Genomic DNA, 23,515 nt, shown 5'->3' on the forward strand with positions numbered 1-23,515 from the left:
GGTGCCGGGCGCGAGGCGCCGGTCATAGCTTTGAGCCATGACCACTTCCTACGCACCCGCCAGGCCCACGCCGGCCCGGCTGCTGGCCGCGACCGCGCATCTGGCCGCGGTGGGCGTCGCCGGCCCGATCATCGCCACGGGCATCGGCGCGATGCTCGCCTTCGGCGTCGGCCTCCTTCCCGTCGTCGGCATCGGCCTGATCGTGCTGGTCGGCCTCGTCTACGTCCTGTTCGGGATCGGCTGGGCCGAGACCGCGCGCATCGACGGCCTCTACGGCGCGGGCATCGGCCCGCTGCGCCCGCGCCCCCGCTCCGGCCCCGGCTTCGGCGGCTGGCTGCGCGGCCTCTGGCACCAGGCGATCGACGGATCGATGTGGCGCGCGATCGCCAACCTCATCGTCTCGAGCCTCACCGGCCTTCTGCTGCTGTTCGTCATCCGCCTCGCGATCGGATCCGCCATCGCCGCCTTCGCGCCGCTGTACGCGACCGACGGGGTCGTCGACATCGTCGGCATCGAGATCCTGGCGGCCTGGGCCCCGCTCATCGGCGGACTCCTCTTCGTCGCGTCGCTCGCGGGCATCCTGGGCCTCGCCGTGCTGCACGGGGTGATCGCCCGGGCGATCATCATCCCCTCTCGCGAGGCGCAGCTGGCCGCCGCGGCCCGCGAGGCCACGCAGTACGCGCAGACGGCGCAGGATCAGCGGGCGGGCGCCGTGCGCGCCGCCGACGTCGAGCGCACCCGCATCGAGCGCGACCTGCACGACGGCGTCCAGCCGCGGCTCGTCTCGATCGGCATGACGCTGGGCCTCGCCCAGCAGAAGATCGACACCGATCCCGCCAAGGCCAAGGACCTCGTCGCCGAGGCGCACACCTCGACCAAGGCCGCCATCACCGAGCTGCGCCAGCTGGCGCGCGGCATCCACGCCTCCGTGCTGGATGACCGCGGGCTCGACGCCGCGCTGTCGGCGCTGGCGAGCCGGTCGCACGTGCCCGTGCGGCTCGATGTCCGCATCGACGGCCGCTGCAGCCGTGACGCCGAGGCGGCCGTGTACTTCGCCCTCGCAGAATCGCTGACCAACGCCGCCAAGCACTCCCGCGCAACGGAGTGCCGCGTGACGGTGCGCCGCCGCGAGGACGGCACGCTCTGGGCCCGTGTGGAGGACGACGGCATCGGCGGCGCGCAGGTGCTGCCGGGCGGCGGCCTCGACGGCATCGTGAACCGCGTGACCGCCGCCGGCGGCACGATCCGCCTGGACAGCCCGCAGGGCGGCCCGACGAGCCTGGAGGTGAGCGTCCCGTGCGCATCCTGATCTGCGAGGACTCTGTCCTGCTGCGCGAGGGCATCGTGCGCCTGCTCGAGGACGCCGACCACGAGGTGGTCGCGGCCCTGCCCGACACCGGCGAGCTCGCCGAGACGGTCGCCGCCACGGCGCCCGACCTGGCCATCCTCGACGTGCGCCTGCCGCCGACGTTCACCGACGAGGGCATCCGCGCCGCGATCTCGCTGCGCGCCGCGCACCCGGCCCTGGCGATCCTGGTGCTGTCGCAGTACGTCGAGGAGCGCTACGCCAGCGAGCTGATCACGTCCGGATCCGGATCGCTGGGCTACCTGCTCAAGGACCGGGTCGCGGATGTGGCCGAGTTCCTCGACTCGATCGAGCGCATCGGCCAGGGGGCGACGGTGCTGGATCCGGAGGTCGTGGCGCAGCTGCTCACCCGGCGCGCGCACGACGACCGGCTCGCCCGCCTCACCGAGCGGGAGCGCACCGTGCTCTCGCTGATCGCGGAGGGCCGCAGCAACCAGGCCATCGCCGCAACGCTCTTCCTCTCGGAGGCCAGCGTCGAGAAGCACATCACCGCGATCTTCCAGAAGCTCGGCCTCGAGCCCGACGAGAACGGCAACCGCCGCGTGCTCGCCGCGCTCGCCCACTACGACCTCGGCGGCCCCGCCGCCCCGCAGAACGGAGCAGCACGATGAACGCCACGCTCACCCCTCCGCCGGTCACGCCGGCCTCGCCCTCCGGCCCGTCCGGACAGCCCGCCCCGCACGGATCGGGTGGCGGATCCGCCGGGCGCACGATCTCGGTCATCGCGATCGTCGTCGGCAGCATCGCGATCGCCGCCACGGTGGTGCCCGGCATCCGCGGCGGCATCGCGGAGGCCACCCGCACGTCCGACGTGCTCACCGCGGATGCCACGGGGGTCACCTCCCTCGAGCTCGACGGATCCGCTGCTCTCGTCACGCTCGCGTTCGGCGACGTCGACGAGGCGCGCCTGGAGGTCGAGAGCACCCGAGGCACCTGGCACCTCGATCGCGACGGCGACGAGCTGAGTGTGCGCAACAGCACCGACCTGTTCGGCGACTGGGGCGACTGGGGCGATTGGGGGGTCTTCGGGACCTCGCGCGCCGAGGAGCGGGTCGTGCTGACGCTGCCGTCGGAGCTCGCGGGCCTCGACGCCGACCTCTCGCTCGACGCGGGCGAGCTCGTCGCCGACGGCGAGTTCGGCGTCCTCGACATCGATCTGGGCGCCGGATCCGTCGACGTCACCGGATCGGCCGAGCAGCTGGAGGTCGACATGAGCGCCGGATCCGCCGACCTCGTGCTGGCCGACGTGCGCTCGGCCGACCTGAAGCTCTCGGCGGGCCGCCTCACGGGCGAGCTCACGGGGGAGGCGCCCCGACGCGTCTCGCTCGAGGTCAGCGCCGGTGACTTCGACCTGACGCTGCCGGATGTGCCGTACGCCGTCACCCAGGAGGTGACGGCAGGCGATCTCGACAACGGGCTCACGGTGGATCCGGGGTCGGACAGCGTGATCACCGTCGAGGTCGCGGCCGGGCGCGTGGCTCTGCGTCCCGGAGCGTAACCGGAGCGGGAGACGAGGCGAGGCGACCCTATACTTAGGGTCGCCTTACTTCGTTGTCCTGCTACCCGACAGGAGCCCGCCCGTGGCCTTCGCCGACGCCCGCAAGACCCGTGGTCACTACCTCGCCGAGGTGGTGCGCAGCGAGCGCATCACCCCGCACATGCAGCGTGTGACCTTCGCGGGTGACGAGCTGCGGGCCCTGCCCGCGCACGGCTTCGACCAGTGGTTCCGCCTGTTCCTGCCGCGGGCCGACGGCACGACCGACTTCGACGCGGTGCCCGAGGGCTTCGGGATGGCCGGGTACCTGAAGTTCCTCATGACCGACTCGGCCACGCGCCCCGAGTACCGCGCCTACACGGCGCGTGCGCTGCGCCCCGAGGCGGGCGAGCTCGACGTCGACTTCGTCGCGCACGGCGATGAGGGTGTGGCGGGGCCGTGGGCCCAGCGTGCGCGGGCGGGCGAGCGAGTGGTGGTGCTCGATCAGGGGCGCGGCTTCGAGCCCCACGCGTCCGGCGAGTATCTGCTGGTCGGCGACGAGTCGGCGCTGCCGGCCATCGCGGGCATCCTGCGCGATCTGCCCCGCGACGCACGCGGCACCGCGATCATCGAGATCCCGCATGCCGCCGACGCTCAGCAGACCGATGCGCCGGACGGGTTCGAGGTGCGCTGGCTGCCTCGCGAGGATCCGCACGAGCGGCCCGGCATGCTCGCGCTGATGGCGCTGCGCGCCCTGCATCCCCTGGGCCCGCTGGGCGTCTACCTCGCGGGCGAGCAGGCGCTGGCGGCCGAGGGGCGTCGCCACCTCGTCGCCGCGGGCATCCCGAAGCACGACATCACCTTCACCGGCTACTGGAAGGTCGGCCGCGCGGGCTGACCCTCTCTCGCGCCCGGCCCGGGCGCCCGGGGTCGGGAAGGCGCGACGTCAGAGCGTCACGCGCGTCGGGGCACCGCCGAACGGATCCATCGTCATGATCTCGGCACCCGGGTGCAGGTCCGGATCCCTGCGGTACCGCTCCAGGAGACGGCACTCGGCCTCGAGGTCGCCGGCGTCGGCGGCGAGCAGGAGCTCGGCGATCTCATCGGTTCAGGCGGCGTCCTCCTCGGCGACCGGCTGGTCGGGCGGGCCGATGCGGCCCCAGCCGTCCCAGAGCAGCAGTTCGTCGCCGAAGCGATGGGCGACCTCGTAGATCACCTCGCCGGCGAGGAATCCGGGGCCGCCGACCTCGGGCACATCCGGGTGCACCCCGTACTTCGAGCCGTCGACCTCGCCACGCCGGTAGGCGAGCCATGCCTCCGCGGCCGTGGTGAATCCGCTCGACGAGGCGGCCTCGAACGACATGTCGTGCGGTGTGGCGAGCCCCGGGAGCGGCTCGCCCACCTCGGGGTCGAAGCGGCGCCAGCGCCCGTCGATCCACGCCTCGACGATCACGTGGTCGTGGTGGAACCCCTCCGTGAAGTAGCCCGCGAAGCCCACGCGGCTGCGCGCCGGGATGCCGTGCTGACGCAGTGCGCCGACGCACAGCAGCGTGTGGTCGCGGCAGCAGCCCTGCACCCGCTCCGACAGCTCGCGCGGATCCGCCAGCGGCGACGGATGGCGCGCCTGATCCGTCTCCAGGATCACCCGCAGCCAGCGCGCGTTGATGTCACCGCGCGTCGCCTCGGGCAGCTGCGACTGGAACGCCCGGTAGTGCGCGATCACGTTGCGCGCCACCTCGGACAGGGCGGCCGGATCCGTCGGAAGCGCGTCGAGCAGGCCCGCGTGCGCGCCCGGATCGGAGAAGGCGGTGTGTGCGGCGTGGTCGACGACGGCTGCAGCGGCGTTGCTCATGACGACATGGTGCGGCATCGGCCCCGCGTGGCGCGATGGGGCGCGCAACTCTCTCGCACCCGCGGCGGTCGCCGCAACAGCATTTCCGCCTGTGACCTCGTGTTTCGTCATGCGGCTACACACTCGGTCACGAGGTGGCGATGCCAATCCCTCCTGAATAGACAGGGAATCCCCATCGCATCCGAGGAGATCCCATGTCCCAGCAGCAGGTCCGCATCATCACGAAGAGCCGCAGGCCCCTGTGGACGGGCGTCGGCATCGGCGTGGCCGCCGTCGCGGCGATCGGCGTCGGCATCGCCCTGGTGCCGAAGGCCGCCGGCCCGGACACCGCCGCGGCGCAGACGACGGCCGACGTCGCCGAGGAGGACAGGTTCGGCGGCACTCTCACCTACCTCGACGCGGAGGTCATCGCCTCCGGTTCCGTGCAGAACGGCACCTGGCAGGGGAGCGCCCTCACTCACAACATCACCGACCGCCTCGTGTACGCGAACCCGGAGACGGGCGAGCTCGAGCCGTGGATCGCCGAGAAGTGGGACATCAGCGAGGACGGCCTGGAGTACGTCTTCACGATCAAGGACGGCGTCACCTACAGCAACGGGCAGGAGCTCGACGCGGGCTCGGTGCAGCGCAACATCGAGTTCCAGGCCTTCGGTCGCCCCGAGGAGGGCATCAACCCGAACCAGACCTATCCCGCGGTCGAGTCGGTCACCAGCGACGGCGACGCCCGCACCGTCACCGTGCGTCTGACCGAGCCGTTCTCGCCGTACATCAAGATCCTCTCCAACTGGGCGAGCTCGCTCGTCGCCGACGACACCCTCGACGGCACGGCCGAGGAGCAGCAGCTCATCACGAACACGATCGGATCCGGCCCCTTCGTCGTGACGTCCGAGACCTACGGCGAGGAGATCGTGCTCGAGAGCCGCGACGACTACGACTGGGCGCCGGAGAGCTCGGAGCACCAGGGGCCGGCCTACCTCGACAGGATCGTCTGGATCCCCGTGCTCGAGGACGCGACTCGCCTCGGAAGCCTGCGCGCCGGCGAAGGCGACCTCATCCGCTACGTGCAGCCGAGCGAGGAGAAGCCCCTCGAGAAGGACGGCTTCCAGGTCGTCGGACTGCAGGGCACCGGCCAGACCAACACCTGGGTGCTGAAGCAGCAGGTGCCGGTGCTGCAGGACGAGCGGGTGCGCAAGGCGATCCTCTCGGCGATCGACCGCCAGCAGATCATCGACGACCTCTACACCGACAACTGGACCACCGCGTCGAGCATCGTGACCGAGGACGCGTTCGGGTTCAGGGATCAGTCGGACAAGCTCGCGTTCGACCCCGAGGCCGCGAACGAGCTGCTCGACGAGGCCGGATGGACCGAGCGCGACGCCGACGGCTACCGCGTCAAGGACGGGGAGCGCCTGCACATCAAGACCGTCATCGACGTGTACGACTCGACCGCCCCCGCGCTGTTCCAGCTCGTGCAGTGGCAGCTCGAGCAGGTGGGCATCGAGCTCGAGCTCACCGAGGTCGACTACGCGAACGTGCAGACGGCGTACGCCGACCCCGAGGTGGGTGTGCTGCGCACCGGATGGCCGCAGGCCGACCCGTGGGTGACCATCCGCAACGCCTTCGACACCGAGCGCTCGAACACGCTGACGCTCCCGCAGGCCGACGCCACCCTGAACGACCTCCTGAACCGGCAGACCACGGTCTCGGGCGACGAGCGCGCCGAGGTCGTCGGCGAGCTGCAGGACTACGTGATCGACCATGCCCTGGCGTTCCCGATCATCACCGACACGCAGATCTTCGCGCTGCAGCCCGACGTGCAGGGCTTCGGCTGGACGCCCGAGGCTCGTCCGGTGTTCTACGACACCTTCACGCTCGACGACGCGGAGAAGCGATGACCCGCTCGCGCTATCTCCTCGGGCGCCTCGGACACGCCCTGCTCGTCATCGTGTCCGCGTACGTCTTCGTCTGGGTGATCCTGTTCGCCCTCGACGGCGACCCGGTGCGCAATCGTCTCGAGAACCCGCAGAACCCCGTGCCGCCGGATGTCGCCGACCGGATCATCTCCTACTACCAGCTCGATCGCACCCCGTTCGAGCAGTTCTGGACGGCGCTCACCCGCCTGCTGCAGGGCGACCTCGGCTACTCGCTGTCGACCGGGCGCCCCGTGGCGGAGCTGCTCGGGCAGGGGCTCGCCTCGACGTCGCTGCTCGCCCTGCTCGGGCTGGTCGCGGCCCTGGCGATCTCGCTGGCCGTGGCGTTCGTCGCGGTCTTCCCGAAGTCGGAGACGATCCGCCGGATCGCGGGATCCCTGCCGCTGCTGTCGCTCTCGCTGCCGACCTTCCTCGTGGGCCTGCTCCTGCTGCAGGTGTTCGCCTATCAGCTCGGCTGGTTCTCGGCGATCCGCGACGAGGGCGCGAAGTCGCTCATCCTGCCCGCCCTCACGCTCGGCATCGTGGGCAGCCCGTCGCTCACCCGCGTGCTCATCCAGGGGCTCTCCGCCGCGAAGGGCCGGCCGTTTGTGAACGTGCTGCGCGCCAAGGGGCTGCCCGAGTCGCGGATCATCCTGCGTCACGTGCTCAAGAACGGATCCATCCCGGCGCTGACCCTCGCGGGCCTCACGGCCGGGGCGCTGCTGGCAGGCTCGGTCATCACCGAGACGATCTTCTCCCGCGCGGGCCTCGGCTTCGTCACCGAGCAGGCCGTGCGCGCACAGGACGGCCCCGTGGTGCTCGGGGTGGTGCTGCTCGTGGCCGTGATCGTGACGCTGTTCAATCTGGCGACCGACCTGATCTATCCGCTGATCGATCCGCGCATCGACATCGTCCCGGGCGTCACGCGGTCGCAGCGCGCGCCCCTCCTCGCCCGTCGTGCCAAGGCCAAGGAGGTCGTCTCATGACCGCCGTGCTCGACGCCCCGGCGGCCGCCCCCGCGCCGCCGACCGCGGGAGCCCGGACCCCCGCCGAACGACCCTTCTGGCTCAACCCCGGCGACATCCTGGCCCTGGCCTTCGCGGTGTTCCTGCTGGTGGCCGTGTTCTTCCCGCAGGCGCTCTCGCCCTGGGGACCGCTCGAGGCCAGCCCCGGCAACACGCTGCTGCCCCCGAGTCTCGAGCACCCGTTCGGCACCGACTACCTCGGGCGCGACAGCTACACCCGCGTGGTGCACGGCACCGCGCTGACCCTGTCGACCTCCGGCATCGCCGTGGTCATCGGCCTGGTGATCGGGATCGCGCTCGGCTCGCTCGCCGGCTACCTGGGCGGATCGGTCGACGCGCTCATCAGCCGCGTCGTCGATGTGCTGCTCGCCATCCCCGGTCTGCTGCTGGCGATGGTGATCGTCGTCTCGCTCGGCTTCGGCGCGTTGAACGCGGCCATCGCCGTCGGCCTGTCGTCGGTGGCGGGCTTCACGCGCCTGGTGCGCTCCGAGGTGCTCACCGTGCGCGAGCTGACCTTCGTCGAGGCGAGCGCGCATCTCGGCGGCACACGCCGCCACACGCTGCTGCGGCACGTCCTGCCGAACTCCTACGGGTCTGTGCTCGCCCTCGTGCCGCTCGAGTTCGGCGGCGCGATCCTGTCGATCTCGGCCCTCAGCTTCCTCGGCTTCGGCGCCGTGCCGCCGGAGCCCGAGTGGGGCCTGCTCGTCTCCGAGGGGCGCCAGTACATCACCTCGTCCCCCTGGCTCGCCCTCATCCCGGGCGTCGTCATCGCCGGCACGGTGCTCGCCGTCGCCCGCCTCAGCACCCTGGCCCAGCGAGCACGGGAGGCCCGCGCATGACCATCGCCATCGCGTCGCCGGCGGCCGCCGACGACATCGCCCCCGCCCCCGAGACCGCCGTGCGCGTCGACGGCCTCGACGTCTCGTACGTGCGCGGCCGCTGGGCCACGCGGGTGGTGTCCGGCTTCTCGCTCGAGCTCGCAGCCGGTGAGACCGTCGCGATCGTCGGAGAGTCCGGATCGGGCAAGACCACCGTCGCCGCGGCGATCAGTGGCCTGCTGCCTGCGAACGGGCTCATCGACACCGGATCGATCGAGATCTTCGGACAGGGGGTGTCGGGCTACGACGCGCGCGCCTGGCGTCCGTTGCGCGGCGCGGTCATCGGCTACGTGCCGCAGGATCCGCTGAGCTCGCTCGACCCTCTGCAGCGCGTGGGCGATCAGGTCGCCGACGCCGTGCGGCAGCACCGCGCCGTCACGACGCCCGAGGCCCACGAGATCGCCGTCGACCTGCTGACGCGGGTGGGGATCCGGGAGCCCGCCGAGCGCGCCCGCGCGTTCCCGCACCAGCTCTCGGGCGGCCAGCTGCAGCGCATCCTGATCGCCATCGCGATCGCGGGTGAGCCGAGGCTGCTGATCGCCGATGAGCCGACGTCGGCGCTCGATGTCACCGTGCAGCGCACCATCCTCGACCTGATCGACGAGCTCAAGCGCGACCTCGGGCTGTCGGTCGTGCTGATCACGCACGACCTCGCGATCGCCGAGGAGCGCAGCGACCGGCTCGTGGTGCTCAGGAGCGGAGAGATCCGCGAGGCCGGGCCCACCGCCGAGATCATCGCGCGCCCCGTCGACGACTACACCGTGCGCCTGTTCGCGGATGCCCCCGCCCTCAGCCCCGACAAGTTCGCCGGGCGGAAGGCGGGTGCCGGCGGCGCCCCGGTGATCGAGGTCGCCGGGCTCACCAAGACCTTCCGCTCGCTCGCGGGCGACGGGCAGGTCGCCGCCCTCGCCGACGTCTCGCTCTCGGTCACCGAGGGCACGATCCATGCGCTCGTGGGCGAATCCGGATCGGGCAAGACGACCGCCGCGCGCATCATCGCCGGGCTCGCCGACTTCGACGCGGGCGCGGTCTCAGTGCTCGGTCGGCACCTGCCGCCACGTCACGCCGCGACGAACCCGGATGCCACGCGGCTGCAGCTGATCTACCAGAACGCGCTCGCCGCGTTCGATCCGCGCTGGAGCATCGAGGCATCGCTCGAGGAGCCGCTGCGGATCAACGGCATCGAGTCCTCGCGCGTCGCGCGACGGGCGGCGGTGCGAGAGATCCTCGCGGACGTGGGGCTGCCGGCGGACGCCGGGCGCCGCCGCCCGAGCGAGCTCTCGGGCGGTCAGCGCCAGCGGGCCGCGATCGCGCGTGCGCTCATCCTGCGTCCGCGCGTGCTGATCCTGGACGAGCCGACCTCGGCGCTCGACGTCAGCGTCCAGTCCCAGATCGTCGACCTGCTGTTCGCCCTCAGGGAGCAGCACGGTCTCACCTATCTGTTCATCTCGCACGACCTCAGCCTGGTCCGGCAGATCGCCGACGACGTGACCGTGCTGGAGAAGGGGAAAGTCATGGAGAGCGGTGCCGTGGAGCACGTGTTCGAGAACCCGCAGGCGGCCTACACGGTGCGCCTCATCGAGTCGATCCCGGGGGGTGCCCGGTGACCGCGCCGGTGCTGACCCGACCGGCCACGCTCGAGGAGTTCGATCAGGAGCTGGAGACCCTGCTCGTGGGCGTCGCGGGCCGCGCGGCCGCCCAAGAGCGCAGCCACACGCTGCTGCGCGACGACGTCGCCGCCCTGCGCGACCTCGGGTTCGGGGCGCTGCGCCTGCCCGCGGCCGACGGCGGGCTCGGGGTGTCTTTCGAGCAGCTGATCGCCCGCCTCGTGCGCATCGCCGCCGCCGATTCGAACCTCGCGCACATCTATCGCGGGCACATCGCCTTCGTCGAGACGCTGCTGGCGGGCTACGACCAGGATGCGGCGAACCGTGCTCTCTGGATCGACCGGATCGTCGCGGGCGACCTCGTCGGCAACGCCCAGTCGGAACGCAACGACACGGCGCAGATCACGACCGTGATCGAGCGGGAGGGCGAGCGGATCACGCTCACCGGCCGCAAGTACTACACAACCGGCAGCATCTACGCCGACTGGATCCACCTCAGCGCGCTGGACGGCGAGCAGCGCGTGGGCGTGACCGTCGCGGCCTCCGATCCGGGGGTGCAGTCGTTCGACGACTGGGACGGCTTCGGCCAGCAGCTCACCGGCACCGGCACCACGACGTTCGAGCGGGTCGCGGTGGATCCCGCCGACGTGGTGGTCGCGGGCGAGAACCCCGTGCGCGGCGACCACATCGCCGCGGTCTTCCAGATCGTGCTGCTCGCGGTCGCGGCCGGCATCGGCCAGGCGGCGCTGCGCGACGGGCTCGAGTTCGTGCGCCCGCGCAAGCGCATCTTCGGCTCGCCGGGCGAGACGCTGCCGCGCGAGAGCCCGCTGGTGCAGCAGACCGTCGGCACCGTGAGCGCCGCAGCGGATGCCGCCACGCGCCTTGTGCTCTCGGCGGCTCGCGACGTCGACTCCCTGGTCGCTCGGGGGCTGGACGACGCGGATGAGGCGAACGACCTGCTGCTGGGCGTCTACCGCCTGCAGCAGGTGGTCTCGCCGCTCGTGCTCGACGCCGTCACCGAGCTCTTCGAGGTCGGCGGCGCCTCGGCGGTCAGCACCACCGCGGCACTCGACCGCCACTGGCGCAACGCGCGCACGGTGCACTCGCACAACCCCGCCGCACAGCGTCGTCGTGCTCTGGGCGACTTCGAGCTCAACGGCACCCGTCCGACGTGGAAGCCGCAGGCGTCCGTCGACGCGGACGCGGCCGCCGACGCCTGAGCGATCCGCCGCCTGACGAGGGCCGTGCCGAGACCGGCACGGCCCTCGTCGCGTCTGTGCGTGACGCCCTGTTTCATCCCGCGTGACGCCCCGTTTCACGCCCCCGCGCCCCGCGGATCCGGTCGCCATACGCTCGGATCATGTCCGAGAAGAAGCGCCTGATCCTGAACCTGTTCGAGATGAACACACCCAGCCACATCACGCACGGCCTGTGGCGACTCGACGGCAACCAGCGCGAGCGCTTCAACGACATCGACTACTGGATCGAGCTCGCGCAGCTGCTCGAGGGCGGCGGGTTCGACGGCATCTTCCTCGCGGATGTCGTGGGCACGTACGACACGTTCCGCGGCGGCCCGGAGACGGCGCTGCGCGAGGGGATGCAGATCCCCAGCAACGACCCCCTGCTGCTGGTGCCGGCCATGGCCGCCGTCACCAAGCGCCTCGGCTTCGGCGTCACCTTCTCGACGACCTACGAGCCCCCGTTCGCCTTCGCGCGCCGCATGTCCACGCTCGACCACCTCACGAAGGGCCGGATCGGCTGGAACATCGTCACGTCCTACCTGCCGAACGCGGCGAAGAACTTCGGCCTCGACAACGAGGTGCCGCACGACCAGCGCTACGCCATCGCCGACGAGTACCTGCACGTGCTCTACAAGCTGTGGGAGGGATCCTGGGACGACGACGCGGTGCTGCGCGACCGGGAGCGCGGCGTCTACACCGACCCCTCGAAGGTGCGCTACATCGATCACGTCGGGGAGCACTTCCGGGTGAAGGGCCCGCACCTGGCCGAGCCCTCGCTGCAGCGCACGCCGGTGCTGTTCCAGGCGACCGGATCGCCCGCGGGCATCGCGTTCGCCGGGCGGCACGCCGAGGTCGTCTTCACGGGCGGGCGCTCGGTGGCCGACTTCCAGAAGAACGCCCTCGCCATGCGCGAGGGGGCGATCGCCCAGGGCCGCGAGGGCTCTGACATCAAGTTCATCGTGCAGGCGGGCATCGTCGTGGGCCGCACCGAGGAGGAGGCGGCCGACAAGTGGCGCCGCTACCGCGAGCACACGAGCCTCGAGGGCATCCTCGCCCACATGAGCCTGCCGATCGATCTCCCCGCCTTCCCGCGCGACACCCCGCTGCGCGAGGTGCCCGGGGCCGAGCGCTTCGCGGCATCCGAGGACGACACGGTCGGATCCGCCCTGGATCGGATCGTCGCGGGTCGCGAGGACCGCTTCTTCGTCGCGGGCACGCCGAAGGTCGTCGCCGACGAGATCGAGCTGTGGCTCGATGAGGCGGGCATCGACGGCATCAACCTGCGCCAGTACCACTCGTTCGACACGGCCCGCGACTTCGCCGACCTCGTGGTGCCCGAGCTGCGTCGCCGCGGACGCCTGCGCGACGAGGACGAGGCCCCGCAGACGCTGCGCGAGCGCCTGTTCGACCGCGGCGCCCGCCTGCCTGAGAACCACATCGGCACCCGCTACCGCGGCGGCGCGCACTTCGACGAGCCCGTGCCGACGCTCGCGCTCGTCTGAGGCAGCACCTCACCGCCCGCACCTCGCCCGCGTGAGCGGATCGCTCCACTCGCGTAACGCGGGGGAGCCGCCGCCCGAAACGGCGGCGCGAGAGTCTGGGGGCACCCCACCCCCAGGAGGCCCCATGTCGTACGTCAAGCCCGCCGAACTGATCACGAGCATGATCGACGCCGGCGAATCGAAGATCCTGATGTCGACCCGCGACACGCTGATCCGGGCGTTCATGGGCGGCGCCATGCTCACGCTCGGCGCCGCGTTCGCGGTGACCGTGTCGACGCAGACGGGGCAGCCCCTGCTCGGCGCTCTGCTGTTCCCTGCCGGGTTCGTGCTGCTCTACCTGCTGGGGTACGACCTGCTGACGGGCGTGTTCACGCTCGCCCCGCTGGCTCTCTTCGACCGGCGACCGGGCATCACCCTCGGAGGCATCGGGCGCAACTGGGGGCTCGTCTTCCTCGGCAACTTCGCCGGCGCGTTCCTCGTCGCCGTGTGCATGGCGATCTACTTCACCTACGGCTTCAGCACCGAGCCGAGCGCCGTGGGGGTCGCGATCGGCGAGATCGGCCATGGGCGCACGCTCGGCTACGCCGAGCACGGAGCGGGCGGCATGCTGACGCTGTTCATCCGCGGCATGCTCTGCAACTGGATGGTGTCGACCGGCGTGGTCGCCGCGATGATGTCGACCTCGGTACCCGGCAAGGTCATCGGCATGTGGCTGCCGATCATGCTGTTCTTCTACATGGGCTTCGAGCACTCGGTCGTCAACATGTTCCTCTTCCCGACCGGCCTGCTGCTCGGCGCCGACTTCACGCTCGTCGACTACCTGGTGTGGAACGAGATCCCCACCGTGGTGGGCAACCTCGTCGGCGGCCTCACGTTCGTGGGGCTGATGATCTACGCCACCCACGGCCGCACCGCCCCGAAGCGCGTGGTGCTCACCCGCCCCAACGGCAAGAGCTTCGCCGCATCGCCCACCCGCGTGCCGGCGCACATGCTCTCCCGCTCGGACGCCTGACCCGAGCCCGGCACCTGGGCTCCCGCACGAGCCCAGCCGCGCCCCGTTCTGCTCTCGGCGGAACGGGGTGCGGGCGTCGACCGGCGGTGCCTACCGTGTGGAGCATGGCCGAACTGCTCCCGCTGCGCACCCCGTCACCCGCGACGGATCCGGATCCGCTCTGGCGGCATCTCGTCGGCGAGCGGCTGCGGCGTATGAGGCACGCGCGCGGCGAGCGCCTGGCCGACGTCGCGCGGCGGGCCGGCATCTCGGTGCAGTACCTGTCGGAGATCGAGCGCGGCCGCAAGGAGCCCTCGAGCGAGATGGTCTCGGCGGTGCTCGGGGCGCTCGGCGGCACCCTGCTCGAGCTCGCCTCCGGGGTCGCCGACGATCTGCGCGCGGCCGCACCGGATGCCGCGCCCGCCGCACCGTCCGGCGCACGCGTCTTCGCCCTCGCGGCCTGACCCCTTCTGCCCCCGGCAGATCGGCCCACGGCGGATCCGTCCCCACGGATCCCGCGGCCGACGCAGGCTGGCGGCATGGCTGAAGAAGGAAAGATCCCGCACTTCACGAGCGAGGCCCGCAACGCGCTGTACCTGCGTCGTGTGCTGATGCTCGACGGACCGCTCGACGACGACAACGGCACCCTGCTGGTGACCCAGCTGCTCGCGCTCGCCGCGGAGGATCCGGTCTCCGACATCGCGCTGTGGATCCATTCGCCGGGCGGATCCGTGCCGTCGATGCTCGCGATCCGCGACGTCATGCGGCTCATCCCGAACGACGTGTCGACCCTCGCGATCGGCCTGGCGTGCAGCGCCGGGCAGTTCCTGCTGTCGGCGGGCACGGCGGGGAAGCGACGCGCGATGCCGCACGCGCGGATCCTGCTGCACCAGGGGTCGGCGGGTATCGGGGGCACCGCGGCGGACGTCGAGCTGCAGGCCGACGACCTGCGGCACATGCGCGACACCGTGCTGGGGCTGATCGCCGACGACACGGGCCAGCCCCGGGAGCGCGTCTTCGAGGACTCGCTGCACGACCACTGGTACACCGCGCGGGAGGCGGTCGAGTACGGGTTCATCGACGGCGTCGTCGGCTCGTTCGCCGAGGTCATGCCCGAGCAGCGCTCGCGGCTCGGCCTGCGCGCGGAGGTGGCGGCATGAGCGGCAGCTACACGATTCCGAACGTGATCACGCGGGATCCGCGGGGCGAGCGGATCATGGACGTCTACTCGCACCTGCTGTCGGAGCGGGTCGTGTACCTCGGCACGGCGATCGACGCGGGGGTCGCCAACGCGCTCATCGCCCAGCTGCTGCACCTCGAGGCCGACAGCCCCGACCGCGAGATCCAGCTCTACATCAACTGCGAGGGCGGCGATCCGTCCGCGATGCTCGCGGTGCACGACACGATGCAGTACGTGCGGCCCGCGGTGGCCACGACCGTCGTCGGACAGGCGGTCGGGGCAGGGGCGGTGCTGCTCGCGGCCGGCGCGGCGGGGCGACGTGCGGCGCTGCCGCACGCGCGCATCGTGCTGCACCAGCCCGGCGCGCAGAGCCGCGGCACGATCCCGGATCTGATCCTGCATGCCGACGAGCTGGTGCGCGTGCGCGGCGAGATGGAGGGCATCCTGTCGGCGCACACGGGCCGCTCGCGCGACCAGCTGCGGCACGACACCGACCGCGACCGCGTCTTCACCGCGGACGCCGCCGTGGGCTACGGCCTCGTCGACCGGGTGCTCTCGCAGCGGGAGTGACGCCCGCCCCGCCCGGGAGCAGGATGGAGACATGACCGCCTTCTCCTACCGGATGCGCGACCGCGTCATCCGCGACCACACCGTCACCGTGCCGCTCGACTGGACGGATCCGTCCCGCGGATCGATCGAGGTCTTCGCCCGGGAGGTGGCGCACGTCGACAGGCAGGAGGCACCGATCCTGGTGTTCCTGCAGGGTGGACCGGGCGGCAAGGGGCCGCGCCCGATGCCGGGCGACGACTGGCTCGGCGAGGTGCTGAAGACGCACCGGCTGCTGCTGCTGGATCAGCGCGGCACGGGACGCTCGACCCGCGTACAGGCCTCGTCGATCGCGGGGATGACCCCGGCGGAGGCGGCCGACTTCCTGCGCTGCTTCCGGGCCGAGCAGATCATCGCCGACCTCGAGCACCTGCGCACCACGGTGTTCGAGGGCGTGCGGTGGCAGACGCTCGGGCAGAGCTACGGCGGATTCCTCACGCTGACGTACCTGTCGCTGCATCCGGAGGCCGTATCGGCGTCGTACGTGACGGGCGGGCTGACGTCGTTCGAGCCGGATGCGGTCGACGTCTACCGCCGCACCTTCCCGCGGGTGGCGGCCAAGACCGCCGAGTTCTATCGCCGCTATCCGCAGGACGCCGACGTGATCGCGCGCGTGGTCGACGTGGTCGAGAACAACGAGGTGCGCCTGCCCTCCGGCGACCGCCTGAGCGCCCGCCGCCTGCAGACCCTCGGCATCGACTTCGGCATGCAGCCGGGCTTCGAGCGTCTGCACTGGATGTTCGACGAGGCATTCACCGCGGGCGGGCGCCTCAGCGACGGCTTCCTCGCCGAGGTGGACGCGCACACGCAGTACTGGGGCGGCCCCCTGTACGCGCTGCTGCAGGAGGAGATCTACGCGTCGGGCCCTGGCGCCACCGCCTGGGCGGCCGAGCGCGTGCGTGCCGAGCTCGGCACGTTCGAGGCGACCGGATCCGGCCCCGTCCCGTTCACGGGGGAGATGTTCTTCCCGTGGCAGTACGACGAGGTCGCGTCCCTGCGCCCGTTCCGGGACGCGGCCCATGCCCTCGCCGACCGCGAGGATCATCCGGTGCTCTACGACCCGGATCAGCTGCGCCGCAACGAGGTGCCGATCGCGGCGGCCATGTACTTCGACGACATGTACGTCGACTTCGGCTACGCGCAGGACACCGCCCGCGCCGTGCCGCACACCCACCTGTGGGTCACGAACGAGTACGAGCACGACGGCCTGCGCCAGGACACCCGCGTGGTGCGCGCGCTGATCGACCGTGTGGTCGCCGAGGGAGGGCCGCGCGGCTGAGCCGCGGGCGCGGCGCGGGCGGGGCCCGGACCGGGAGGGGGTCTCGGATCGGGAGGGCCGGATCCGAGATTCTCGTCCTCCCGTCGCGGGATCTCCTCTGAAGGCGGGCGCGCGGAGGGGATCGGCTGGGGGTCGGCGCGCGGCGCGGGCGGGCGGGCGGCACGGGCGGGCGCGCCGATGGGCGGCGCGGCGGGCGGCGCGGCGGGCGGCGCGGATCGGGAGGGCATCTCGGATCGGGAGGGCCGGATCCGGGATTCTCATCCTCCCGTCGCGGGATCCCCTCCGGGCGCGCGCGTGGGCGTGCGGGCGGGTGCGCCGGCGGGCGTGTGGATCGGGAGGGGATCTCGGATCGGGAGGGCCGGATCCGGGACTCTCGTCCTCCCGTCGCGGGATCCCCTCCGGGCGCGCGTGGGCGGGCGGGCGGGTGCGCCGGCGGGCGGCGGATCGGGAGGGGATCTCGGATCGGGAGGGCGGGATCCGGGATTCTCGTCCTCCCGTCGCCGGATCTCCTCCGTACGCGGGCGCGGGGAGGGGATCGGCTGGCGGCCGGCGCGCGGCGCGGGCGCCTGGATCGGGAGGGGATCTCGGATCGGGAGGGCTGGATTCGGGATTCTCGTCCTCCCGTCGCGCGATCCCCTCCGGGCGCGCGCGTGGGCGGGCGGGCGGGGGCGCGGGCGCCGCGCGCGGATCGGGAGGGGATCTCGGATAGGGAGGGCCGGATCCGGGATACTCGTCCTCCCGTCGCGGGATCTCCTCCGAACGCGGGCGCGGGCGGGTCCGCAGACGACGAAGGCCCCGTCCGAGCGGACGGGGCCTTCGTGTCGGGCGGGGTGCGTCAGTCGTTGCCGCGCAGGATCGCGAGGATGCGCAGGATCTCGACGTAGATCCAGACGACCGTCGCGACGATGCCGAACGAGGCCTTCCAGCCGAGCTTGCGGGGGGCGCCGTTGCGGGCGCCGTTCTGCACGAACTCGAAGTCCATCACGAGCGAGTAGGCGCCCATCAGCACGGCCAGCACACCGATGATGACGCCGAGCGGAATGCCCATGACCTCGATCGAGCGGACGCCCCAGGCGAGGTCGCCGAAGGTGCCGTTGCCGAACGGGATGTTGCCGCCGAACCACATGAGGCCGAGGTTCAGCAGGCTGAACACGCCGTAGCCGAGCAGCGCGACGAGGAAGATCTTGTTCGCCTTCGGCGAGGTGCGCACCTTGCCGCTCGAGAACAGCGCGAGCGTGACGCCGACGACCGCGACGGTCGCCAGGGTGGCCTGGAACACGATGCCGGGGAAAGCCAGCTCCATCCACAGCGAGAACGCGCCGATGAACAGGCCCTGTGCCGCCGAGTAGGTGAGCACGAGGCCGGCGCCCGGCAGGCGCTTGAACGCGTTGACGAGGCCGAGCACGAAGCCGACGAGCGCACCGACGATCGCGATGCCCATGCCGAGGCCCGGGTTCTGCAGCGTGAAGAACCATCCCGCGACGGCGCCGACGAGCAGCACCGCGAACGAGGCGATGGTCTTGTGGATGGTGTCCTCGACGGTCATGCGACCGGTGTCGACCGCGCCGGCGGCGGGGGCGGAGAACATGCCCTCCAGGTGCTCGGCGTGCGGGGCCGGGGGCACGAGGCCCGCGCCCTGCGGGCGCGCGTCGAAGCCGGGGCCGTACGGCGACGACGACGTCGGGGCAGCCGGGGGACGCGTGGACGTCTGGAATGCGGGGTCAGTGAATCCGAACTTGGCCATGATGGTCAGCTCCAAATGGTTTCTCGACAGCGCCATCGAGCGCCGTGAGTCAACTGTACTCACGGTTTCCTATGCCTGGACTGGGCAATTCGCCCCGATGTTGCGCCCCGGGCGAACGCCCCTCGAAGGCCGTCGGGGGCCCGACCTAGGCTGGTCGCATGCCACGTCGGACGCCGCTCGTGATCGGCCACCGCGGAGCGCCCGGCTACCGTCCGGAGCACTCGCGGTCGTCCTACGATCTCGCGCTCGAGCAGGGGGTCGACGCGGTCGAGCCCGACATCGTGGCCACCCGAGACGGCGTGCTGGTCGTGCGCCACGAGAACGAGATCTCGGGCACCACCGATGTCGCCGACCACCCCGAGTTCGCCGATCGCCGCACGACGAAGACGGTCGACGGCGTCTCGCTCACGGGCTGGTTCACCGAGGACTTCACCTGGGACGAGCTCTCGACGCTGCGCACCCGCGAGCGCATCCCGCAGATCCGGCCCCGCAGCGCGACCTTCGACGACGCGCAGCCGATCCTGCGCCTCACCGATCTGCTCGAGCTCGTGCATCTCGGATCTCTCGACCGCGGCCGCGAGATCGGCGTGGTGCTCGAGGTCAAGCACGCGACCTATTTCGAGGGCATCGGGCTCGACCTCGTGCCGATGATCCTGCGCGACCTGCAGCGCACCGGATGGGACAGCGGGGCGCTGCCGCTGGTGGTGGAGGCGTTCGAGTCGACCGTGCTGCAGCGTCTGCGTGCGGCCGACCTGCCCGCGCAGTACATCTACTTACTCGAGGCCAAGGGCACGCCCTTCGACCTGCTCGCGTCGCTCGGCACGGCCGCGCCCACCTATCCCTGGACGGCCACCCCCGCGGGCCTCGACGCGCTCGTCGGCACGGTCGACGGCATCAGCGTCGACAAGCGCATGATCCTGGCGCCGGATCGCATCGGTCGCGCCACGGGCCCGTCGCCCGTCGTCGCCGACGCGCACGCGCGCGGGCTGCAGGTGTTCACGTGGACGGCCCGTCCGGAGAACGCCTTCCTCGTGAAGGAGTTCCGTGGGCACGGCGGCAAGCCCGCGTTCGGCGACTACGAGTCGGAGTGGGAGATCATCCGTCGCGCCGGGGTGGACGGGGTCTTCGTCGACCATCCGGATCTCGGGGTCGCGTTCTTCCGCGAGCGAGACGGATCCGCGCGGGACTGATCCGGGTCCGCCCCGCAGTGGGCTCGCAGGCCACTGTCGGAGGCCCGATCTAGACTCGGTGACGCAATGAGCGACGCGCAGACCCCTCTCATCCTCCCGCCCGGATCCGGCCCCTCCTTCGGCGCGTCCGGTGCGCCCTCGGGGTCGGCCGACGAGCTTCTCGAGGGGCTCAACCCGCAGCAGCTCGAGGCCGTCACGCACCGCGGCCCGGCGCTGCTGATCGTGGCCGGCGCAGGCTCGGGCAAGACGCGTGTGCTCACGCACCGCATCGCCTCGCTGCTGCGCAACCGCGAGGCGTGGCCCAGCCAGATCCTGGCCATCACCTTCACGAACAAGGCGGCCGGCGAGATGCGCGAGCGCGTCGAGCAGCTCGTCGGCGACAGCGCGAAGGGCATGTGGATCTCGACGTTCCACTCCGCGTGCGTGCGCATCCTCCGTCGCGAGGCCGATCAGTTCGGGTTCACCAAGGCGTTCACGATCTACGACTCCGGCGACTCCCGCGCGCTCATCAAGCGCCTGGTGAAGGACAACGAGGCGGATGCCCTCGGCCTCACCCCGGCAGCGGTGCAGTCGAAGATCTCGAAGCTCAAGAACGAGCTCGCCGACGCCGATTCGTACGCGCGCGACGCGAACATGAACGATCCGGTCGAGCGCATGTTCACAACGCTCTTCCGCGAGTACCAGCGCAATCTGCAGAAGGCCAACGCCTTCGACTTCGACGACCTCATCGCGCAGACGGTCTACCTGTTCCGCGCGTTCCCGCAGGTCGCCGACGTGTACCGCAAGCGGTTCCGCCACATCCTGGTCGACGAGTACCAGGACACCAACCACGCGCAGTACGCGCTGATCCACGAGCTCACCCGTCCCGTCACCTCCAGCGATGACGTGGGCGGCGGCATGCTCGCGCTGATGGACGAGGCCGAGGGCGCCTCCCTCACCGTGGTGGGCGATTCGGATCAGTCCATCTACGCGTTCCGCGGCGCGGACATCCGCAACATCAGCGAGTTCGAGCGCGATTTCCCGGGCGCCAAGGTGGTGCTGCTCGAGCAGAACTATCGCTCGACGCAGAACATCCTGACCGCGGCCAACTCGGTGATCCGCAACAACTTCGACCGCAAGGACAAGAAGCTCTGGAGCGACCAGGGCGACGGCGAGAAGGTCATCGGCTTCACCGGCTACTCGCAGCACGACGAGGCCCAGTTCGTGGCCGACGAGATCGAGTCGCTGCGTCGCAAGGGCACGCACTACGGCGACATGGCGGTCTTCTACCGCACCAACTCGCAGTCGCGCGCGCTGGAGGAGATCTTCATCCGCTCCGCCGTGCCGTACAAGATCATGGGCGGCACCAAGTTCTACGAGCGCCAGGAGATCAAGGACGCCCTCGCGTACCTCGTCTCGGTCGCCAACCCCGCCGACGAGATGGCGCTGCGCCGCATCATCAACAAGCCCCGCCGCGGCATCGGCGACGTCACGGTCGAGAACATCTCCTCCTTCGCCGAGCGGCACGAGATGAGCTTCCGCGATGCGCTCGCGCACTACGAGCACCTCGGCGTCGGGCCGAAGATCCAGGGCTCGATCGCGCAGCTGCACAAGGTGCTGCTCGAGGCGCAGGAGATCCTGCTGCCCTCGAACGGCGAGATCCCGGCGCCCACCTCCGTCGCCGAGGGTCTGCAGGTGCTGCTCAACAAGTCCGGATACATGGATGCGCTGCGCGCGAGCCGCGATCCGCAGGACGAGGCGCGCATCGAGAACCTCGACGAGCTTGTGGCCGTCACGCGCGAGTTCGCGCGCAACAACCCCGAGGGCACCATCCTCGACTTCCTCACCGAGGTCGCGCTGGTCGCCGACAGCGACGATCTCGACGACGAGTCGGGATCCGTCTCGCTGATGACCCTGCACACCGCCAAGGGCCTCGAGTTCGACTCGGTGTTCCTCACCGGTGTCGAAGAGGATCTGATCCCTCACCGCATCTCGGCGGGCGAGCCCGGAGGGCCGCAAGAGGAGCGGCGACTGTTCTACGTGGGCATCACCCGCGCCCGCAAGCGCCTCTATCTGTCGCTCGCAATGACCCGTGCCCAGTTCGGCGAGGTCACCGTCGCGATGCCCAGCCGCTTCCTGCAGGAGATCCCGGCCGACATCCTGCACTGGCGCCAGTCGCCCGGTGACGTCAACTCGCGCGGAGGCACGCAGTCGCGCGCCCTCAACGCGCGCCGACCGCGTCAGGGCTCCGGGTCCGACCAGTGGGGTGTGAAGCCGCTCGCCCCGAGCCTCAAGCCGAAGTCGACCGCGATGGACAAGTTCCCGGGACTCGTCACCAACAAGGTGCGCGACAACGGCGACCTCGAGCTGGCCCCGGGCGACCGCATCCGCCACGACGACTTCGGCGAGGGCCGCGTCGACGCTGTCACGGGAGAGGGCGCCAAGCGCATCGCGCACGTGCGCTTCGACGCGGCGGGCCCCAAGAAGCTCCTCATCAAGATCGCGCCGATCGAGAAGCTCTGACGCCGCGCGGGCTGTGCCCGGGTCTCACGCGGCGGGAACGTCGACGATGCGCGTGTCGCCCGTCGTCGGCACGACGAATCCGGATGACCAGGCTGCGGCCGCTTCCGTCAGGTCGGGCAGCAGGGGCGCGGGGATCCAGGCGCTCAATGTCGCCCGCGCGCCGTATGCCGGGTCGCCGATGATGCCGTCGCGGCCGGAGATCCAGTCGCGCAGTAGGTTGTCCATCCGGCCGGCGTCGGCGTGATCGACCGACAGCAGCGCCTGCGTGAGCTCGCGGCGCTCGACGAGCGCCGCGGTGTCGAGGCACTCCGACACCGCTGAGGAGTACGCGCGCACGAGACCGCCCGCGCCGAGCTTGATGCCGCCGAAGTAGCGCGTCACCACGACCACCACGTCGGTGAGGCGTCGCTGCCGCAGCACCTCGAGCATCGGCATGCCGGCCGTGCCGCCCGGCTCGCCGTCGTCGCTCGAGCGCGCCTGATCGCCGCGCAGCCCCGTGATCATCGCCGTGCAGTTGTGGCGGGCGTCCCAGTGGGCCTTGCGGATGCCGGCGATGACCTCCTCGGCCTCCGCGACGGATCCGACCGGCGCCGCCCGCGAGATGAACCGCGACTTCTTGATCACGAGCTCGTGCTCCACGGCACGCGCGATCGTCGACGGGTAGGAGGCCACCGGATCACGCTACCCGCGGGCGGGGTGCGCCGGATCGGGAGGGGATCTCGGGAGGCGAGGTCGTCTTTCGGTCGCGCGCACCTGCGGATCCGGGATCCCCTCCGTCTCGGGGTGCTCGCGCGCGCGGAACGGGAGGGGATCTCGGGAACCGAGGTCGCCTTGCGCTGGTGCGCGCCTCCGGATCCGGGATGCCCTCCGTCTCGGGGTGCTCGCGCGCGCGGAACGGGAGGGGATCTCGGGAGGGAAGGTCGCTTTGCGCGGGTGCGTGCCTCCGGATCCGGGATGCCCTCCGTTTCGGGGTGCTCGCGCGCGCGGAACGGGAGGGGATCTCGGGAGGCGAGGTCGCCTTGCGCTGGTGCGCGGCCCTCCGGATCCGGGATCCCCTCCGTCTCGGGTGCTCGCCCCGCGCCCGGAGCGGGAGGGGATCTCGGGAGGGGAGGTCGCTTTGCGCTCGCGCGCGCCTCCGGATCCGGGATGCCCTCCGAGTCAGGGTGCC

Annotated in this window: 20 protein-coding genes; 17 read left to right on the plus strand and 3 right to left on the minus strand. The window is 71.4% G+C overall.

The features are described from left to right. Positions 1-37: 37 nt before the first annotated feature. From J5V96_RS08580 to J5V96_RS08595, 4 genes are all read left to right on the plus strand, one after another. Positions 38-1,309, plus strand: a complete 1,272-nt coding sequence (locus tag J5V96_RS08580) for a sensor histidine kinase (protein ID WP_208502789.1) — start codon at positions 38-40, stop codon at positions 1,307-1,309. After that, on the plus strand, positions 1,297-1,977 hold the full coding sequence (locus J5V96_RS08585) for a LuxR C-terminal-related transcriptional regulator (protein WP_208502791.1): 681 nt from the start codon (positions 1,297-1,299) through the stop codon (positions 1,975-1,977). Before J5V96_RS08580 ends, J5V96_RS08585 begins: the two co-directional genes overlap by 13 nt. Beyond that, positions 1,974-2,864 (plus strand): DUF4097 family beta strand repeat-containing protein, encoded by an 891-nt coding sequence (locus tag J5V96_RS08590; RefSeq protein ID WP_208502792.1) that lies wholly within the window; start codon positions 1,974-1,976, stop codon positions 2,862-2,864. Before J5V96_RS08585 ends, J5V96_RS08590 begins: the two co-directional genes overlap by 4 nt. Before the next feature lie 82 nt (positions 2,865-2,946). Further along, positions 2,947-3,738, plus strand: coding sequence for a siderophore-interacting protein (locus tag J5V96_RS08595; RefSeq protein WP_208502794.1), 792 nt, complete (start codon positions 2,947-2,949; stop codon positions 3,736-3,738). Positions 3,739-3,948: 210 nt separating this feature from the next. Here J5V96_RS08595 and J5V96_RS08600 read toward each other — a convergent pair whose 3' ends face one another. Next, positions 3,949-4,692 (minus strand): transglutaminase-like domain-containing protein, encoded by a 744-nt coding sequence (locus tag J5V96_RS08600; RefSeq protein WP_208502796.1) that lies wholly within the window; start codon positions 4,690-4,692, stop codon positions 3,949-3,951. A 194-nt stretch (positions 4,693-4,886) separates the two neighbouring features. On the opposite strand from J5V96_RS08600, the gene J5V96_RS08605 reads away from it, so the two are divergent. From J5V96_RS08605 to J5V96_RS08655, 11 genes are all read left to right on the plus strand, one after another. Then, positions 4,887-6,587 carry an ABC transporter substrate-binding protein gene (locus tag J5V96_RS08605; protein WP_208502798.1) on the plus strand — a complete coding sequence of 567 codons (1,701 nt, stop codon included), beginning with the start codon at positions 4,887-4,889 and terminating at the stop codon, positions 6,585-6,587. Continuing rightward, positions 6,584-7,588 (plus strand): ABC transporter permease, encoded by a 1,005-nt coding sequence (locus J5V96_RS08610; protein ID WP_208502800.1) that lies wholly within the window; start codon positions 6,584-6,586, stop codon positions 7,586-7,588. Before J5V96_RS08605 ends, J5V96_RS08610 begins: the two co-directional genes overlap by 4 nt. Then, positions 7,585-8,466 carry an ABC transporter permease gene (locus tag J5V96_RS08615; RefSeq protein WP_208502802.1) on the plus strand — a complete coding sequence of 294 codons (882 nt, stop codon included), beginning with the start codon at positions 7,585-7,587 and terminating at the stop codon, positions 8,464-8,466. Before J5V96_RS08610 ends, J5V96_RS08615 begins: the two co-directional genes overlap by 4 nt. Continuing rightward, on the plus strand, positions 8,463-10,112 hold the full coding sequence (locus J5V96_RS08620) for an ATP-binding cassette domain-containing protein (RefSeq protein WP_208502804.1): 1,650 nt from the start codon (positions 8,463-8,465) through the stop codon (positions 10,110-10,112). The genes J5V96_RS08615 and J5V96_RS08620 overlap by 4 nt, the downstream gene beginning before the upstream one ends. Further along, positions 10,109-11,332 carry an acyl-CoA dehydrogenase family protein gene (locus tag J5V96_RS08625; protein ID WP_307793567.1) on the plus strand — a complete coding sequence of 408 codons (1,224 nt, stop codon included), beginning with the start codon at positions 10,109-10,111 and terminating at the stop codon, positions 11,330-11,332. The genes J5V96_RS08620 and J5V96_RS08625 overlap by 4 nt, the downstream gene beginning before the upstream one ends. Before the next feature lie 140 nt (positions 11,333-11,472). Continuing rightward, the gene (locus J5V96_RS08630) at positions 11,473-12,855 is read left to right on the plus strand and encodes an LLM class flavin-dependent oxidoreductase (RefSeq protein WP_208502806.1); all 1,383 of its coding nucleotides are present in this window, start codon (positions 11,473-11,475) and stop codon (positions 12,853-12,855) included. Between the two features lie 124 nt (positions 12,856-12,979). Then, positions 12,980-13,867 (plus strand): formate/nitrite transporter family protein, encoded by an 888-nt coding sequence (locus J5V96_RS08635; RefSeq protein ID WP_208502808.1) that lies wholly within the window; start codon positions 12,980-12,982, stop codon positions 13,865-13,867. Positions 13,868-13,971: 104 nt separating this feature from the next. Continuing rightward, positions 13,972-14,310, plus strand: a complete 339-nt coding sequence (locus J5V96_RS08640) for a helix-turn-helix domain-containing protein (RefSeq protein WP_208502810.1) — start codon at positions 13,972-13,974, stop codon at positions 14,308-14,310. A 75-nt stretch (positions 14,311-14,385) separates the two neighbouring features. Further along, a complete protein-coding gene (locus tag J5V96_RS08645) occupies positions 14,386-15,006 on the plus strand; it encodes a ClpP family protease (RefSeq protein ID WP_208502812.1) in 621 nt (206 codons plus the stop codon). Beyond that, a complete protein-coding gene (locus J5V96_RS08650; RefSeq protein WP_208502815.1) occupies positions 15,003-15,596 on the plus strand; it encodes a ClpP family protease in 594 nt (197 codons plus the stop codon). Before J5V96_RS08645 ends, J5V96_RS08650 begins: the two co-directional genes overlap by 4 nt. 31 nt (positions 15,597-15,627) lie before the next feature. Beyond that, positions 15,628-16,911: an alpha/beta fold hydrolase gene (locus J5V96_RS08655; protein WP_208502817.1), complete on the plus strand. Its 1,284-nt coding sequence runs from the start codon at positions 15,628-15,630 to the stop codon at positions 16,909-16,911. An 835-nt stretch (positions 16,912-17,746) separates the two neighbouring features. Here the strand turns inward: J5V96_RS08655 and J5V96_RS08660 are convergent. Further along, complete coding sequence (locus J5V96_RS08660; protein WP_208502819.1) at positions 17,747-18,655, minus strand: Bax inhibitor-1/YccA family protein; 909 nt, start codon at positions 18,653-18,655, stop codon at positions 17,747-17,749. A 158-nt stretch (positions 18,656-18,813) separates the two neighbouring features. On the opposite strand from J5V96_RS08660, the gene J5V96_RS08665 reads away from it, so the two are divergent. Together J5V96_RS08665 and J5V96_RS08670 are read left to right on the plus strand one after the other, a co-directional pair. Continuing rightward, complete coding sequence (locus tag J5V96_RS08665; protein WP_208502821.1) at positions 18,814-19,845, plus strand: glycerophosphodiester phosphodiesterase family protein; 1,032 nt, start codon at positions 18,814-18,816, stop codon at positions 19,843-19,845. A 66-nt stretch (positions 19,846-19,911) separates the two neighbouring features. Then, positions 19,912-22,347: an ATP-dependent helicase gene (locus tag J5V96_RS08670; RefSeq protein ID WP_208502823.1), complete on the plus strand. Its 2,436-nt coding sequence runs from the start codon at positions 19,912-19,914 to the stop codon at positions 22,345-22,347. A 24-nt stretch (positions 22,348-22,371) separates the two neighbouring features. Here the strand turns inward: J5V96_RS08670 and J5V96_RS08675 are convergent, their stop codons facing one another. Further along, positions 22,372-23,019: an IMPACT family protein gene (locus J5V96_RS08675; RefSeq protein WP_208502825.1), complete on the minus strand. Its 648-nt coding sequence runs from the start codon at positions 23,017-23,019 to the stop codon at positions 22,372-22,374. Positions 23,020-23,515: the final 496 nt, after the last annotated feature.

The organism is Microbacterium stercoris, assembly GCF_017592545.1.
In the GTDB taxonomy this organism is placed as follows: domain Bacteria; phylum Actinomycetota; class Actinomycetes; order Actinomycetales; family Microbacteriaceae; genus Microbacterium; species Microbacterium stercoris.

What these genes read in the sequence shown, in the direction of transcription:
- J5V96_RS08620 (WP_208502804.1), top strand. Translation starts at nt 8,463, where the DNA reads ATGACCATCGCCATCGCGTCGCCGGCGGCCGCCGACGACATCGCCCCC.
- J5V96_RS08590 (WP_208502792.1), top strand. Translation starts at nt 1,974, where the DNA reads ATGAACGCCACGCTCACCCCTCCGCCGGTCACGCCGGCCTCGCCCTCC.
- J5V96_RS08605 (WP_208502798.1), top strand. Translation starts at nt 4,887, where the DNA reads ATGTCCCAGCAGCAGGTCCGCATCATCACGAAGAGCCGCAGGCCCCTG.
- J5V96_RS08615 (WP_208502802.1), top strand. Translation starts at nt 7,585, where the DNA reads ATGACCGCCGTGCTCGACGCCCCGGCGGCCGCCCCCGCGCCGCCGACC.
- J5V96_RS08650 (WP_208502815.1), top strand. Translation starts at nt 15,003, where the DNA reads ATGAGCGGCAGCTACACGATTCCGAACGTGATCACGCGGGATCCGCGG.
- J5V96_RS08630 (WP_208502806.1), top strand. Translation starts at nt 11,473, where the DNA reads ATGTCCGAGAAGAAGCGCCTGATCCTGAACCTGTTCGAGATGAACACA.
- J5V96_RS08640 (WP_208502810.1), top strand. Translation starts at nt 13,972, where the DNA reads ATGGCCGAACTGCTCCCGCTGCGCACCCCGTCACCCGCGACGGATCCG.
- J5V96_RS08660 (WP_208502819.1), bottom strand. Translation starts at nt 18,655, where the DNA reads ATGGCCAAGTTCGGATTCACTGACCCCGCATTCCAGACGTCCACGCGT.
- J5V96_RS08610 (WP_208502800.1), top strand. Translation starts at nt 6,584, where the DNA reads ATGACCCGCTCGCGCTATCTCCTCGGGCGCCTCGGACACGCCCTGCTC.
- J5V96_RS08655 (WP_208502817.1), top strand. Translation starts at nt 15,628, where the DNA reads ATGACCGCCTTCTCCTACCGGATGCGCGACCGCGTCATCCGCGACCAC.
- J5V96_RS08670 (WP_208502823.1), top strand. Translation starts at nt 19,912, where the DNA reads ATGAGCGACGCGCAGACCCCTCTCATCCTCCCGCCCGGATCCGGCCCC.
- J5V96_RS08600 (WP_208502796.1), bottom strand. Translation starts at nt 4,692, where the DNA reads ATGAGCAACGCCGCTGCAGCCGTCGTCGACCACGCCGCACACACCGCC.
- J5V96_RS08580 (WP_208502789.1), top strand. Translation starts at nt 38, where the DNA reads ATGACCACTTCCTACGCACCCGCCAGGCCCACGCCGGCCCGGCTGCTG.
- J5V96_RS08665 (WP_208502821.1), top strand. Translation starts at nt 18,814, where the DNA reads ATGCCACGTCGGACGCCGCTCGTGATCGGCCACCGCGGAGCGCCCGGC.
- J5V96_RS08645 (WP_208502812.1), top strand. Translation starts at nt 14,386, where the DNA reads ATGGCTGAAGAAGGAAAGATCCCGCACTTCACGAGCGAGGCCCGCAAC.
- J5V96_RS08635 (WP_208502808.1), top strand. Translation starts at nt 12,980, where the DNA reads ATGTCGTACGTCAAGCCCGCCGAACTGATCACGAGCATGATCGACGCC.